This window comes from Bullifex sp. (genome assembly GCF_034103065.1).
Taxonomy (GTDB): Bacteria; Spirochaetota; Spirochaetia; order Sphaerochaetales; family Sphaerochaetaceae; genus Bullifex.
This window is the reverse complement of the sequence record NZ_JAXEGN010000071.1, coordinates 1-15,398: the sequence shown is the minus strand read 5'-3', so window position 1 is coordinate 15,398 and position 15,398 is coordinate 1. Positions and strand designations below refer to the sequence as shown.

Below are 15,398 nucleotides of genomic sequence, written 5' to 3'. Positions count from 1 at the left end.
GTTGTCCTTATAAGAGCTGGAGTAAATCCATATGTTGCGGTTTTAGCTGCTACCGGAGTAGGTGCAATTGCAGGTCTTGTTACTGCAGCCCTCCATACAAAGTGTGGTATTCCTGCTATCTTAGCGGGAATACTTACACAGCTCGCTTTATATTCAGTTAACTTAAGAATAATGGGTGGAAAGTCTAACCAGCCAGTTAGTGTTGATAAATATAATTTATTAGTATCTCAGCGCTTTGTTCGTGACCTTTCTTTTGATAACCCAGTTATTTTATTAGTAATTCTTTTGGCTGTACTTATCGCTGTTATTTACTGGTTCTTTGGAACTGAAAAAGGTTGTTCAATGAGAGCAACTGGTGCAAATAAAGATATGGCGAGAGCACAGGGAATTAACCCAGACAATGATATCATCCTTGGTCTTATGGTTTCAAACGCACTTGTTGCACTCTCTGGTGCCCTTGTTGCACAATACCAAGGTGCAGTTGATGTAAATATGGGACGTGGTGCAATCGTAATTGGTCTTGCTTCCGTAATTATTGGTGAAGTTGTATTTAAGAAGATTAAACATAACTTTGCTGGAACTCTTACATTTGTAGTACTTGGTTCTATTATTTACTATATCGTAATTCAGATTACACTCCAGCTCGGATTAAATACAAACGATCTCAAGCTCATTACTGCTGTAATCGTAGCACTCTTCTTAGCTGTTCCATATTGGAAAACTAAGTTTTTCTCTCATCGTAAGGGGGTAAAGAATGCTTGAGCTGAAGAATATTTCAAAGACATTTAATAAAGGTACTATCAATGCAAAACTTGCACTTGATAACTTGAGTTTAACACTCAATGATGGTGACTTTGTTACAGTTATTGGTGGTAATGGTGCAGGTAAATCTACAATGCTCAATGCTATTGCAGGTGTATTCTTTGTTGATGAAGGTACTATTAAAGCAGATGATGTAGATTTAACAAATATGCCTGACTATAAGAGAGCAACAATGCTTGGTAGAGTATTCCAAGATCCTATGAAGGGTACAAATCCTCAAATGATGATCGAGGAAAATATGGCTCTTGCATTACGCCGTGGTCAGCGTCGTGGCCTTAAGTGGGGTATTACTAAAGAAGAAAGAGAGATGTTCTATCAGGCTCTCAAAGGTCTTAACCTTGGGCTAGAAGATAGACTTACAACTAAGGTTGGTCTTCTTTCTGGTGGACAGCGTCAAGCGCTTACTCTTTTAATGGCTACACTTAAAAAGCCAAAGGTATTATTGCTCGATGAACATACTGCAGCCTTAGACCCTAAGACAGCTGAAAAGGTATTATATATGTCTGATAAGGTTGTAGAAGAAAACCACCTTACAACAATGATGGTAACTCATAATATGAGAGATGCCATTACTCATGGTAATAGACTTATCATGATGGATGCTGGACACATTGTTGTTGATATTTCTGGTGAAGATAAGAAAAAGCTTACTGTTCCTGATCTTCTTGATATGTTTTCAAAAGCAAGCGGAAGTACAGAAGCAAATGATGCAATGCTCTTATCAAAATAAGTAAAAAAATATCTATTAAAACTCCCGAAAAGATGTATAATCGTTTTGGGAGTATTTTTTTTTATGAAAAGATTAGATGGAAAAGTATGTATTATTACAGGTTCTAACTCAGGTGTAGGTGCTGCTACAGCAGAACTCTTTGCACGTGAAGGAGCTAAGGTTGTTATCACAGCAAGAAGAGTTGATAAGCTCGAAGAAGTTGCAAACAAGATTAAAGCTGAAGGTGGCGAAGTATTAGCAGTAAGATGCGATGTTAGTAACGAAGATGATGTAAAGAACATGGTTCAAGCTGCTGTAGATAAGTTTGGAACAGTAGATGTACTTGTAAATAATGCAGGTGTATTAGAAGAAGGCTTAAAGCCAATTGATAAGTGTACTCTTGAAGACATTGAAAAAGTTTATTCAATCAACGCAAAGGGAACAATGCTTTGTTCAAGAGAAGCAAGTAAGATAATGAAGGAGCATGGAAAGGGTTCTATCGTTAACCTCGATTCAGCTGCTGGTTACTACGGTTGTGGTGGTGCTGCTTATGTTGCAAGTAAGGGTGCTGTAATTTCATTAACAAAGCACATTGCAATGCGCTTCGCAGGTCAGGGTATTAGATGTAACTCTATTTGTCCAGGAACAATTGTAACTCCTATGACAATGACTTTAAATCCTGCAAAATTAGATCCTGATATGATGGGCCAGATGGCTAAGCACGCTGACTTAAAAGTTCAGCCATGTATGCCAGATGATGTTGCAAAGATTCTTTTATTCCTTGCAAGTGATGATTCAAGACCAATTACAGGTCAAGTAATCGTAACAGACTTCGGTTCATCACTCTAATAATAAAAGCCGCATCAAATTAATGGTGCGGCTTAATACTTTTTACTCTTTTTATCAAATTAATAAATCTGCATAAGCTTTTAAGATTTCATCACCCTGACAACCATTAAGAACTTTCTTAGCAAGAACCTTACCAAGCTGTACACCTTCTTGGTCGAATGAGTTAAGGTTCCAAATAAAACCTTGGAACATTACTTTATTTTCAAAGTGAGCAAGTAAAGCGCCAAGTGCAGCTGGAGTTAATTTATTTGCATAAATTAATGATGATGGTCTTTCACCGTCAAATTCCTTATTAGGATTTTCATCATCTTTACCTAGAGCAAATGCTACGATCTGAGCTGCAAGGTTAGCATTAAGTTTTACTTGGCTTGTTGAACCTTCAATAACAATATCTCTTCCTGCCTGATTTTCTTTAAAACCGATGAACTGGAGAGGTACGATATCTGTACCTTGGTGTAAGAGCTGATAGAAGCTGTGCTGACCATTTGTGCCTGGTTCGCCAAAAATAACAGGACCTGTTACATAATTTAACTTCTCACCAAAGCGATTTACATGCTTACCATTTGACTCCATATCAAGCTGTTGAAGGTGAGCTGGGAATCTTGAAAGCGCCTGTGAGTAAGGAAGAATTGCTGTTGAAGGGTAGTTATATACATTTCTAAGATATGCACCAATTAATGCATCCATTAATGCTGCATTCTTTGTAATATCTGTTTCAAGAGCATTCATATCAGCTTCATGAGCACCCTTTAGGATTTCTTCAAAAGTTTCAAAACCGAGCGCAAGTGAAAGAATTACACCACCAACTGCACTAGTTGAACTATATCTACCACCAATGTAGTCATCAATGAAGAATGCATCTAGAACATCCTTACTAGAAGCAAGTGGGCTTGTCTTACTTGTTACAGCTACAAGGTGCTTAGCTGGATCAACACCTTTTAGTGATGATGTTACAAGCATCTGGTTTGTAAGAGTTTCAAGAGTAGTACCTGATTTAGAAACAAGTACAAAGAGAGTAGTTTCTGGGTTGATAGTTCTGATAACTGAAGCAGCATCATCTGGATCAACATTGGAGATAAATTTAGCATTGAGATGCTTAACAGGAGAGTTGTTGATGTACTCTGCAAGTGCAAGATAGAGAGCTCTTGGACCTAAATCTGAACCACCGATACCAATTTGGCAAACTGTGTCAAATGCTTTACCTGTAGATCCTTTGATTACGCCATTTCTAACTTTTTCACTGAAGTCTTTAATTCTTTCAAGCTGTGTTTTATAAAAGTCACCTTTTTCTTCGCCATCTGCATAAACTGGCTTATCAAGGCAGTTGCCACGAGTAAGCTGGTGAAGTACTAAGCGCTTTTCACCTGGGTTCATTACTTCACCAGATAATATAGCTTTATACTTCTCAACAAGCTGATCTTCATCTGCTAAAGCTTGTAAAAGTTCAACTTGCTCGTCAGAAACAGGCATAGCTGCATAGTTGTAAGTTAATGTTCCGCCAGCAGCAATGTTACATTTCTCAATTCTTTCTTTTGAAAGAAGTGATTTAACAGAACATTTTGCACTGTTTGAAAGCTCTTGATAAGCCTTCAAAGTATCAAGGTTATTGAATTCCATTTTGTATACTCCTTTAGTTATCGATTTCCGGGATTCGTGTTTGGAAGCTTTCGAGAAGATCTTCTTTAGTCATTCCTTCTCTTAAAATTAAGAAGATAGTGTCATCACCAGCAATTGAGCCAAGAATTTCTGGAAGATTTAATACATCAAGTGCAAATCCAACACTGTTTGCATGTCCTGGACGAGTTTTAACTACACCTACATTCCCAGAAAACTCGATTGAAATGATACCCCTTCTAACATCCTGAATATAGCTTTTTTCTGATTCAGAAACTAAATCATTTTCAGGAAGTGAATAATAGTAACCAGACCAGCCATCTGAAATTTTTCCGACTTTAAGCATCTTCAAATCTCTAGATAAAGTAGCCTGAGTGACATTGAAACCCTCTTCCTTTAGTAAATCAAGGAGAGTGTCTTGGTTATCTATCCTATTGTTTTTGATAATTTCTTTAACAACGCTGAGACGATTATGTCGTTCTCTCACTTTTATGCTCCTTTATGCATTTTATATACAGAAATTATACATCTAAAAATAGCTTCAATGCAATGAAATTTGACTAATGTAATGTTTTTATGGACACTATGATATAATAATATTATTCTCAAATGTATCAGTATTATAAAACGTTGGAGGTTATTTATGACTGCATTGATTATAATTCTTGTAATTGCCGCATTAGTAGTAATATATTTTATTTCTACCTATAACTCATTTGTAAAATTAAGAAACCAAGCAGAAGAAGCAAATGCTGGTATCGATGTTCACCTAAAGCAAAGATATGATTTAATTCCTAACCTAGTTGAAACAGTTAAAGGTTATGCTAAACACGAAAGTAGTACATTAGAGGCTGTTATTAAAGCTCGTAATAGTGCTATGAGTGCAACCACCATGGAAGAAAGAGATAATGCAAATAATGTTCTTTCTGGCACACTTAAATCACTCTTTGCACTCTCTGAAAGCTACCCTGAATTAAAGGCTAATAGTAATTTCTTAGATTTACAGCAAAAACTTTCAGAAATTGAAAAAGGCTTATTAAATGCAAGAAAGTACTACAATGCTATTGCTAAACAAATGAATAGTAAGGTTGAGATGTTCCCTTCTAATTTGGTTGCATCAATGACTGGTTTTAAAAAGCTTTCTTATGCTGAAGTAGAAGAAGCTGCAAAGCAGAGAGTTGAAGTTAAGTTTTAATTAATTATGAAAAAACTAATCTTTGTTTTAGTATTTTTACTAACAGTATTTACTCTAAGTGCTGAAAATTTTTACATAGAAAATTATTCAGTTAATATCGATGTTCAAGAAAATCGTGTTTACAACGTTACTGAAGACATCGATATGTACTTTACTTCACCTTCTCATGGATTTTATAGAGATATTCCAGTTAACTATGAAAATGGCTTTAGAGCCATTCTTTCGAATATCAGTGTGAATGAAAAATGGGATAGAGAAGAAAATAATGACTTTATTTCATTGAAAATAGGTGATGCTGATACCCTTGTAAAAGGGAGAAAGCATTATACTATTTCATATAGTTATGACCTTGGAGCAGATATTTATCCTGATTACGATGAATTTTACTTTAACATCATTGGTGATGCTTGGGATTGTGAAATAAACAATGTAGATTTTAAAGTTACTTTCCCAAAGCCAATTGATAAAGAAAAAATTTATCTAACAACTGGGCACTATAGTAGTACTGCTAGAGGAAAATATCTTTTTGATGGAGTAGCAACTGTTTCTGGTACTATTTCAGGATTAAAAGAGAGAGAAGCTATTACACTACGAACAGAGATGGAAGAAGGGTACTTTGTGGGAGCAAGAGTTCCTAAAGATTACTCCGCATTAGGTCTTTGTGTAACAGTAATATCAGCACTTATTTTACTCTTTATTTTAATCTATCTATATAAAAAGTATGGTGTTGATAAACCTATTGTAGTAGTTCCAAGGTTTAATCCTCCTGAGAATTTATCACCTTTAGCTGTTGGTTATATCTATGATTCATCTGCAGATGATAGAGACTTTTCTGCTATGATTTTCTATTGGGCTGATAAAGGATGTATTAAAATAGAAGAGAGAAAGAAAGACTTTATCCTTCATAAAATTAAAACGCCTGAAAATGCACCAAAAGAGGAACTAGTGCTATTTAATGCTCTATTCTTAAATGGTGATGAGCTATCAACAAAGTCTATTGGATCAACAAAGCTTGGAGTAATACTTCAAAATAATATTAAACCTGCATTAGTTAAGAGATTTTCCAAAGGAGAACAATCTTTAAAGGATAAGAAAGCAGAAGGAAAATCAAATCTTGCTTCATTATTTGGTATTCTTTTTGCGATTTTAAGTTCAGTTGTAATAAACCTTGGAAATATGGATGTTGCAATATTTAGTGTAATTGTAAATATCTTATATTTCTCTGTTGCTTCTATTCTAATATGGTCAGCTGCAAAAAAACATGAAATTAGTAGTGGGGTAAAGATTGTAATTAGTATTATTTTACTAGCATTAGCTTTAGTTGTCAGTGTAGTTCAATTTTCATTTGCAATAACTGCACGCTGTACTCCTATTTTAGTTTTAATATCAACATTAATTTCTGCAATTGTAATTCCTCTATCTGCAATATTTGCACAGTTTATTACAAAGCGAAGTGAATATGGTCAAAGGATAGTTGAGGAAATACTCGGTTATCGTGAATTTATTGAAAAGGTTGAAATAGACCAATTAAAGACATTAATTGATCAAGATCCTGAATACTACTACCACAACTTAAGCTATGCTATAGCACTAGGCTTAGAAGATAAGTGGTCAAAGAAGTTTGAAGGGCTGTTCTTTACTCCTGCCTCATGGTATACCGGTACTGATATGATTATTGACTATTGGTTCTACTCAAGAATGTTTAGACGCTTTAATAGTGGATATACAGCAAAACTAATTACAAGTGGTTTTGAAGGAAAGAGCACAGGAGGTTCAATGACATTCTCAGGTTCCTCAGGATTTTCTGGTGGCGGATTTGGCGGTGGTGGAGGTCGTTCATGGTAATTGACCAAAACATTATCTCTTTATTTATATCTGTAATTTTTGTATGTACAACAGTTTTAATTGCATTCTTGCTTTATAAATTTTGCCATTTAAGAGCTGAGAGTGTTAGAAAGCTAATTCATATTACAGTCTCAAACTGGGTATTTATTTTAATATATGGTTTTAATACTCTTAGCTATGCCTTAATAGGTCCAATAATGTTTATCATTATTAACACTGTATTTGTATATGGAGGATTTGGACGCTATTTAGGCATGGGTGATAGAAAAAGAGATAATGGACTAATTTACTTTCCAATTACTCTATTAATTCTTACTCTTTGTAAATACAAAAATGTAATGACAGATACAGATGTTATTTTAGGTGTATTAGCTATGGGCTATGGTGATGGACTTGCTGCATTAATTGGCTCTAAAGTTGGAAAGCATAAATACATTGCTTTTGGAGCAACAAAGAGTTATGAAGGAAGCTTTGTAATGTTTATTACTGTTTTAATTATTGCATTAATCCTTTCATATTCTTTACCAATTGCACTTTTGTTAGCTTTATGTGCTACAATCCTAGAGTCTGTTACTCCACTTGGCTTAGATAATCTTACAGTGCCAATTATTACAGCATTAATCGGAGCTTTAGCATGTTAATTTATATTGATCAGCAATTCTTCTCTCTACCTATAATTTATAGGGTGTTAATATCTGTTTTTGCGATTTCATTAATTGGAGCAACTGCATATAAGCTTAAACAGCTCACAATTTCAGGGTTAATCGCTGCCTTTGTAATGGGTTTTTTGAGCCTGTTTTTAGGGGGTACATCAGCATTAATGATGTATCTATTCTTCCTAATTAGTGCTGCCTTTATTGGAAAACTCTCAAAGAAGGTAAGAGGTATTAATAAAATCCAAAAGAAAGGTGGAAAACGTGACTACATGCAAGTCCTTGCAAATGGGCTTCCTGCATTAATAAGTATAATTCTTTATAGATTAACTACAAACAGTATTTTCTTAATTGTATTTACAGCTTCACTTGCTGAAGCTTGTGCTGATACTTGGGGTGGAGATATTGGAGTTCTTTCAAAGGATGATCCTATTTCAATAGTTAGTGGAAAGAGAGTTGAGAAGGGGCTTTCTGGTGGAATTTCACTTTTAGGGTGTGCTGCATCAATGCTTGCTTCAGTTTTATATGCAATCTTTTACTATTCAACCTTTAATGCAAATTTATCAGGAGCTTTACTTGTTGCCTCCTCTGGCTTCGCGGGTTGTTTAATTGATAGTGTTTTAGGAGGAACTATCCAAGTTCACTATCTAGATGAGAAAAGTGGAAAGCTGACAGAGAAGGAAATTGATGAAAATGGTAAAAAAAGAAGAGCAGTAAGAGGAATAAAATTCTTCGATAATGATATTGTAAATCTAACAAGTAATATCTTTTCTGCTCTACTTGCTCTCTCTATTGGTCTTCTTTTGCACATTTAGGCCTTGCCGATAAATTAAAAGTTAAGTATTTTATCACATGTTAATTTGAAAACGTAATGATATAAGGAGATATAAAAATGGCTAAACAGTTGCAGTTTAATGAAGAGGCAAGAAAGTCTCTTGTAAACGGTGTTGAAAAAATTTCTAAGGCTGTTATGACAACATTAGGACCAAAGGGAAGACTCGTTCTTCTTGATAAAAAGTATGGTGCTCCTACAGTAACAAAAGATGGTGTATCAGTTGCTCGTGAAATCGAACTTGAAGATCCATTTGAAAACATGGGTGCTCAGCTTTTAAAGGAAGTTGCTTCAAAGACTAACGATGTTGCTGGTGACGGTACAACTACTGCTACAGTTCTTGCATATGCTATCACAAAAGAAGGTATGAAGAGTGTTGCTGCTGGTGTTAACCCAATGGGTATTAGAAGAGGTATCGACAAAGCTGTAAAACTCACTGTTGAAGAAATCAAGAAAGATGCAAAGATGATTCAGGAGAAGGAAGAAATCGCACAAGTTGCATCTATTTCTGCAAATAACGATAGAACTATCGGTGATGAAATTGCTAATGCAATGGATAAGGTTGGTAAAGATGGTGTTATCACAGTTGAGGAGTCAAAGACAATCGAGACTACAGTAGACTTCGTTGAAGGTATGCAGTTCGATCGTGGTTACCTTTCTGCTTATTTCTGCAATAACAGAGACACAATGACAAGTGTTATGGAAAACCCATACATCCTTATTTACGACAAGAAGATTAGTAACATGAAGGATCTTCTCCCTGTTCTCGAGAAGGTTGTTCAGACAGGTAAGGGACTTTTAATTATCGCTGAAGATGTTGATGGTGAAGCTCTCACAACATTAGTACTTAACTCAGTAAGAGGTACAATTAATGTTGTAGCTGTTAAGGCTCCAGGCTTTGGTGATAGAAGAAAGGCTATGCTTGAGGATATCGCAATTTTAACAGGTGGTCAGGTTATTACAGAAGAGCTTGGTATGAAGCTTGAGAACGCTGATCTCTCTAACCTCGGTAGAGCTAAGAGTGTTAAAGTTGAGAAAGAAAACACAACAATCATCAATGGTGCAGGTTCAACAGAAGCTATTAGAGACAGAATTGCTCAGATTAAGAACCAGATTGCTGATTGCACATCTGATTACGATAGAGAGAAGCTCCAGGAGCGTCTTGCTAAGCTTGCAGGTGGCGTTGCTCTTATCAACGTTGGTGCAGCTACAGAAGTTGAACTTAAGGAAAAGAAGCACAGAGTAGAGGATGCTCTTTCTGCAACTCGTGCTGCTATCGAAGAAGGTGTTATCCCAGGTGGTGGTGTTGCTCTTGTTCAGGCAGTTAATGCTCTTCAGGCTCAGGATCTTTCAGATCTTACTGAGGATGAGAAGGTTGGTTTTAACATCGTTAAGAGAGCTCTTGAAGAGCCAATCAGACAGATTGCTGCAAATGCAGGCTTAGACGGCGCAGTTATTGCTGACCACTGTAAGAATGAGAAGAAGGGTGTTGGCTTCGATGCTAATGCTATGAAGTGGGTTAACATGGTTGAGGCAGGTATTATTGACCCAGCTAAGGTTACAAGATCTGCTCTCCAGAACGCAGCTTCAATTGCATCATTAATCTTAACAACAGAGTGTGCTGTTACAGATATTCCTGCACCAGCTCCTCAGATGCCAGCTGGCAACCCTGAAATGGGAATGATGTAATAACTATTAATAGTTAATTAATAGCTCCAAGGATTAATAAAGGTCTTTGGAGCTAGTTTTTTATTAGATTCTATTTTTTATTTATGCTATTTTTTCTCACATGGGAAAAGTAACAGTCTATGATAGCTCTATAGAAGAATTACTTTCTAATATAGATCATTTACCTACATATAAAAGTATTTACACCTGGGATGGTATTAAGACAGCAGAGCTTGTTAGAGATATTGCTATAAGTAAAACATCATATCCCCTTGGTACAATTATCTTTAATAAAGATGATTTAGTTGATGGATTATCAAGAGTAATCACACTATCATTAATTTTTAAATACTTTAATTTAAAACATCCTGTACTGGAAAAGAGCTGGACTCCAGAAGAGTTAAGAAGAATAAAAGAAAATTGGAGAATAATTAAAAAAAGTATCGATGGTTTTGATAAAGAGGCTTTTAAACAAGCTCTATTTAACAATACCTATATAACTGTTATTAAAGCAGATGATATCTCCGATTGCTTTAGTTTCTTTGATAGTGGACATGAAAGAGGACGTGAGCTTGATATGGCTGATATTTTAAAGGCTTATCACTTAGTATCTATGAGATGTGATAGTGAAGAGGAAAAAATTGAGGCTGTACAAAAGTGGGAGAGCTTTGATAAACAAGAACTATTACATCTTTTTATGCTACAATCAATGTTATGGCACTATTTACGAGGTGAGGGGACTTGCCCACTTACGAAGGAACAAGCTTTCTTGTTCGAGGGCGTTGAAAAAAATCGTGATTACCCATATGTAAAGAGAGTATTAAGCTCTTTGTTTTGCCTTGAAAGTCCAATGATTAACGGTAAATGGTTTTTCGACCATACCTTTCACTACCTCTATTTACTTAGAAGTGTAAAGAAAATGATTAATAGACAAATACCTGAAGTATTAAAGACCGTTGATTTAACTAATCCAAGTCAAGAAAGATGTTATGATTTATTTTTAGCTTTAGCACTATTTGCAGCTGACCGCTTTGGAAGCAAAACAGAAATACTATTAACTAAGCTCTTTAAGTATTCGTTTGCACCTTTATATGAGAATGCATCGGTTACACTTTCAAGATTAAATGAATATGTATTAGATAAGGATTCTTCCATGTTAAGTGTAATTAGGTATGCTTCCGATGTTGAAGAGGTTTTAGCATACAACTTAGCTTTAAGATTAGATGGAATGAAAAACATCGTCTTTAGAACTAAGGGACCTGTTAGAGATATCGATTTTGATAGAGATTTTGATATTTTCCTTAAATTGGAGTAGTTATGGATTTATTAAAGCTTGGTGCACTACTTGATAGTGATAAATATATTATCCCAGTTTATCAAAGAGAATTTGCTTGGAGTGAAGGCGAATTAATTAGACTTGTTAAGGATATTGAGGATTCAAGAAAAGAAGGCAAAGAAGAGTATTATATGGGTTCTCTTGTTACCTTTTTTATTGATGGTTACTATGAATTAGTTGATGGACAGCAACGTCTTACAGCGCTTTCTTTGCTCTTTTCTTTATCAGGAGATGGAAAGAAAATTAATTTATCCTATGAAGCAAGACCATCATCAGTAAAGAGCTTGGAGGAGCTACAAAAAGGTAAAACAGGGAGTGGACACCGTTTCTTTAAGTCAGCTCAAATATTAAAATCTGAGTTAGAAAAAACAGATAAAGAAGCTTTTTTTGAGTATTTAAGAGAGCATGTTTATATATTAAGAACCACTTTAAGTAGTTCAACTGATTTAAACCATTACTTTAAAATTATGAATTCAAGAGGATTACAATGCACAAAGGGAGATGTTGTTTTTTCATATCTTCTTGAAAAGCTAGAAGATCCAAAGGAAAGGGAGATAGCTAAAGTAATTTGGAAGGGTCTTGATTCGTTCTCTGGATTTCTAGCGGGCTGTATACCGGAACGATTATACAATAGAATGATTTATGGTGATGGTGTTGCGCCTCTTTTGGAGAGTGATTACTCTTCTTGGTGGAAAATGATAACATCGCACACAGAAGGGGATAAAGATAATATTACCTGTACCCTAGAAGATGCTCTTGTATTTGATAGCGAAGAGTTTATTCGACCTGCTGTTAGAAGTGAAAAGGGTGGAGTGTTCTTTCCTATAATCACATTTGAAGAATTTATCCTCTATGCAGTTGAATTAGTATTAAATAAAGAAAATAGATGTGACGATAAACAAATATTAAATATTTGTGCCTTTCTTAAGTCTTTAGATAGAGAAGAAGTAAAGTGCTTTTTATATAATACTTTAATACTACGTTATCTTTTTGATACTTATGTCGTTAAAAGAAATAGTGAAGGGTGGTGTTTATTAAGGTATAGAGATTTAAATGAATATACTCCTGCATTTGAGGCTTTAAATAGAGATATTGTAAATATTGAAAGCTTATATGCATCCTCACTTGACCATAAAGAGTGGTTAATGCCTCTCTTTAAGTTTTTAAAAGGCAATGTAAATGCATCCGGAGTAGAAGTATTAAATTTCTTAAAATCTTTAAGCTTTTCCTCTCAGCGTTATGAGTTATATAAGCAAAATTACTATGAAAAGGACTTACAGTCACCACCATATTTAATTATTGAAAATGAAAAATTAGTAGAAGTTAAATAACTTACTTCCCATTAAAGTCTATTATTTCGTATATTGGATTTTGGAGGCTTTACCCGATGAATTTTATATTTATTTCTCCGCAGTTTCCACATACATATTGGAATTTCTGCTCACGTTTAAAGAAGAATGGTGTTAATGTACTTGCTATTGGAGATACTCCATATGATGCATTATCGAGTCAGTTAAAGGATTCAATTACTGAGTATTACCGTGTTAATAACATGGAAAGCTATGATGAAATGTATAGAGCAGTTGCGTTCTTTGCATTTAAGTATGGAAAAATCGATTGGCTTGAATCAAATAATGAGTATTGGCTTGAGCAAGATGCAAAACTTAGAACAGATTTTAATATCACAACAGGAGTAGATTCTAAGGGTATTAAAAAATATAAATCCAAGTATGAAATGAAGAAATATTACATTAAGGCTGGTGTTTCTGTTGCAAGAATTCATAAGGTAAGTGACCTCAAAAAAGCAAAGAAGTTTATTGATGAAATTGGAGGATACCCAATTATTGCAAAGCCTGAGTGTGGTGTTGGTGCTGCTCATACATTTAAAATTACATCTGATGAGGAACTTGAGAACTATTTTAAGGTCAAGCCTAATTATGACTATGTAATGGAAGAATTTATTGAAGGTGATATCGTCTCTTACGATGTAATTACCAACTCAAAGTGTGAACCACTCTTTGAGTCTATGACTCTTTGGCCACCTTCAATTGCAGATATTGTAAATAACAAACTTGATCTAGACTACTACACAGCAGCTGATGTACCTGAAAATTTAAAGACATTAGGTAGAGCTACTGTTAAGGCATTTGATGTTAAATCAAGATTTGTACACCTTGAGTTCTTCCGCTTGAAGAAAGATAAGAAAGGCCTTGGTAAAAAGGGTGATTTCGTAGGCTTAGAGGTTAACATGAGACCAGCTGGTGGTTACACTCCTGATATGATGAACTGGGCACATGCTACAGATGTTTATCAAATTTGGGCTGATATGGTTACTTCTGATAAACGCCTTGTTCCAGACCTTGGTAAAGACCACTTCTGTGTATATGCATCTAGAAGAGATAACTACTCATATAAGCACTCATATGATGAGGTAATGAAGAAGTATGAAGGTAAAATAGTTATGGCAGAACGTCTTCCAGCTCTTTGGTATGATGCAATGGGTAACTATATGTTTACAGCTCATGCAGATGATGAGAAAGCAGCTCTTGAATTTATTAACTTTGTAGAGGAGAGAGCTTAATGGAAGGAAAAATTAGAACATCTTTTTCTAAGGTTTTAGACCGCGATATGACTTACAAAACCTTTGGAAAGAGAGGTGGTAGACTTTGTATTGCCTTTGCTCCTCAAAATGGTAGATATTACGACTTTGAAAACTTTGGTATGGTTGATACATTAATGCCATACATTGAGAGTGGAAAAATCTATCTTGTGCTTGCAGACTCTTTAGATGAAATATCATGGTCATCAAAAACCTTAGATGGTGCAACTAGAGCTTATAACCAAGAGAAATGGTACCACTATATTATTGATGAACTTTATCCATCTGCAAAAAGACAGTGCGGTAATAAGGAAAGAGCAATTGCAATTGGTTGTTCTATGGGAGGTTATCATGCAGGTAACTTTTTCTTCCGCCGCCCTGATAAGTTTGGTGCAATGGTTTCTCTTTCTGGAACTTTTAATTCAAATTTATTCTTTGGTTCCTATATGGATAGTACTCTTTATGATAACTGTCCTGCAGCTTTTTTGAGAAATATGCCAGCTGACCACCCTTGGATAGAGCTCTATAAAAATAGCGATATCATTACCTGCTGTGGTCAAGGAGCATGGGAGGAAGACTTATTAAGAGGCACAAGAGAACTTGATGAAATCTTAACTAAGATGGGGATTCCTCATTTCTCAGATTATTGGGGCTATGACGTAAACCATGATTGGCCATGGTGGAGAAAACAGCTTCCTTACTTCTTTGAGAAATTTATTATCAAATAAAACCCTTTGGTAGTAGCAGAGAAAATCTCTGCTACTCTTGGGCATTAATTAGCTTAAATAATGATGTAAATACTTGATACAATATCACATTATCTGGTGTCCGAAGTTTAGATTTTCAGTATTGGAAGGTAATGTAGAGAAAGCCATTATAGAAATACTATATAAAATCTGTGATGATTATAACTATCATATTAAGGCACTTGAAGTAATGGCTGACCATATACATATATTTATTGATGTTCCATAGACAGTCGCTCCATGCGATGTTGTAAGAACTCTAAAGAGTATCAGTGCTATAAAATTATTCAAAACAATAAAGAACAGGTGCCCTTCTAAATTTCAGACCACTGTACAAAAGAAATTCAAAGTGACAGGCGGTACATATATCGAGGTTTCGAATAATTATATCAAGAAGAAGCTATCTGATAGATTGTACAAACTACGAGATGGTACCGAGGTGCAGAGAGATTGGTATTCATCATTCTTACTCTATTGTTACGATTATAGAACAAACAGCATAGACAAAAATAAATGCAATATGGAATTTG

At 35.1% G+C, this 15,398-nt stretch carries 15 protein-coding genes; 13 read left to right on the top strand and 2 right to left on the bottom strand.

Annotation, left to right across the window (positions count from 1 at the left end; all coding sequences use genetic code 11):
* The 3 genes from SOY52_RS03165 to SOY52_RS03155 all read left to right on the top strand — a co-directional run.
* Positions 1-762 (top strand): ABC transporter permease subunit (locus tag SOY52_RS03165; protein ID WP_320847534.1); only part of this gene is annotated, 762 nt, incomplete at its 5' end.
* Positions 755-1,552 carry an ABC transporter ATP-binding protein gene (locus SOY52_RS03160; RefSeq protein ID WP_320847533.1) on the top strand — a complete coding sequence of 266 codons (798 nt, stop codon included), beginning with the start codon at positions 755-757 and terminating at the stop codon, positions 1,550-1,552. The genes SOY52_RS03165 and SOY52_RS03160, both read left to right, overlap by 8 nt.
* Before the next feature lie 63 nt (positions 1,553-1,615).
* Positions 1,616-2,380, top strand: a complete 765-nt coding sequence (locus SOY52_RS03155; RefSeq protein WP_320847532.1) for an SDR family oxidoreductase — start codon at positions 1,616-1,618, stop codon at positions 2,378-2,380.
* A gap of 54 nt (positions 2,381-2,434) precedes the next feature.
* On the opposite strand, the gene SOY52_RS03150 is transcribed toward SOY52_RS03155, so the two are convergent.
* Both SOY52_RS03150 and SOY52_RS03145 read right to left on the bottom strand, forming a co-directional pair.
* Positions 2,435-3,997, bottom strand: a complete 1,563-nt coding sequence (locus SOY52_RS03150) for a glucose-6-phosphate isomerase (RefSeq protein WP_320847531.1) — start codon at positions 3,995-3,997, stop codon at positions 2,435-2,437.
* A gap of 13 nt (positions 3,998-4,010) precedes the next feature.
* Positions 4,011-4,481: an ArgR family transcriptional regulator gene (locus SOY52_RS03145; RefSeq protein ID WP_320847530.1), complete on the bottom strand. Its 471-nt coding sequence runs from the start codon at positions 4,479-4,481 to the stop codon at positions 4,011-4,013.
* 156 nt (positions 4,482-4,637) lie between these two features.
* Between SOY52_RS03145 and SOY52_RS03140 the strand changes: the two genes are divergently transcribed.
* The 10 genes from SOY52_RS03140 to tnpA all read left to right on the top strand — a co-directional run bounded on the left by SOY52_RS03140 (position 4,638) and on the right by tnpA (position 15,097).
* Positions 4,638-5,189 (top strand): LemA family protein, encoded by a 552-nt coding sequence (locus SOY52_RS03140; RefSeq protein WP_320847529.1) that lies wholly within the window; start codon positions 4,638-4,640, stop codon positions 5,187-5,189.
* A 6-nt stretch (positions 5,190-5,195) separates the two neighbouring features.
* Positions 5,196-7,034, top strand: a complete 1,839-nt coding sequence (locus tag SOY52_RS03135) for a DUF2207 domain-containing protein (protein WP_320847528.1) — start codon at positions 5,196-5,198, stop codon at positions 7,032-7,034.
* Positions 7,028-7,675, top strand: a complete 648-nt coding sequence (locus SOY52_RS03130; protein ID WP_320847527.1) for a hypothetical protein — start codon at positions 7,028-7,030, stop codon at positions 7,673-7,675. The genes SOY52_RS03135 and SOY52_RS03130 overlap by 7 nt, the downstream gene beginning before the upstream one ends.
* Positions 7,669-8,502 (top strand): DUF92 domain-containing protein, encoded by an 834-nt coding sequence (locus SOY52_RS03125; RefSeq protein WP_320847526.1) that lies wholly within the window; start codon positions 7,669-7,671, stop codon positions 8,500-8,502. The genes SOY52_RS03130 and SOY52_RS03125 overlap by 7 nt, the downstream gene beginning before the upstream one ends.
* Positions 8,503-8,579: 77 nt before the next feature.
* Positions 8,580-10,208 (top strand): chaperonin GroEL, encoded by a 1,629-nt coding sequence (groL, locus tag SOY52_RS03120; RefSeq protein ID WP_320847525.1) that lies wholly within the window; start codon positions 8,580-8,582, stop codon positions 10,206-10,208.
* A 100-nt stretch (positions 10,209-10,308) separates the two neighbouring features.
* Entirely contained in the window at positions 10,309-11,502 is a 1,194-nt protein-coding gene (locus SOY52_RS03115) for a DUF262 domain-containing protein (protein ID WP_320847524.1), read from the top strand.
* Between the two features lie 2 nt (positions 11,503-11,504).
* The gene (locus SOY52_RS03110) at positions 11,505-12,854 is read left to right on the top strand and encodes a DUF262 domain-containing protein (protein ID WP_320847523.1); all 1,350 of its coding nucleotides are present in this window, start codon (positions 11,505-11,507) and stop codon (positions 12,852-12,854) included.
* 56 nt (positions 12,855-12,910) lie between these two features.
* Positions 12,911-14,104, top strand: a complete 1,194-nt coding sequence (locus tag SOY52_RS03105) for an ATP-grasp domain-containing protein (RefSeq protein WP_320847522.1) — start codon at positions 12,911-12,913, stop codon at positions 14,102-14,104.
* Positions 14,104-14,850: an alpha/beta hydrolase-fold protein gene (locus tag SOY52_RS03100; protein WP_320847521.1), complete on the top strand. Its 747-nt coding sequence runs from the start codon at positions 14,104-14,106 to the stop codon at positions 14,848-14,850. Before SOY52_RS03105 ends, SOY52_RS03100 begins: the two co-directional genes overlap by 1 nt.
* 73 nt (positions 14,851-14,923) lie before the next feature.
* Positions 14,924-15,097 (top strand): IS200/IS605 family transposase, encoded by a 174-nt coding sequence (gene tnpA / locus SOY52_RS11160; RefSeq protein WP_414429582.1) that lies wholly within the window; start codon positions 14,924-14,926, stop codon positions 15,095-15,097.
* Positions 15,098-15,398 lie beyond the last annotated feature (301 nt).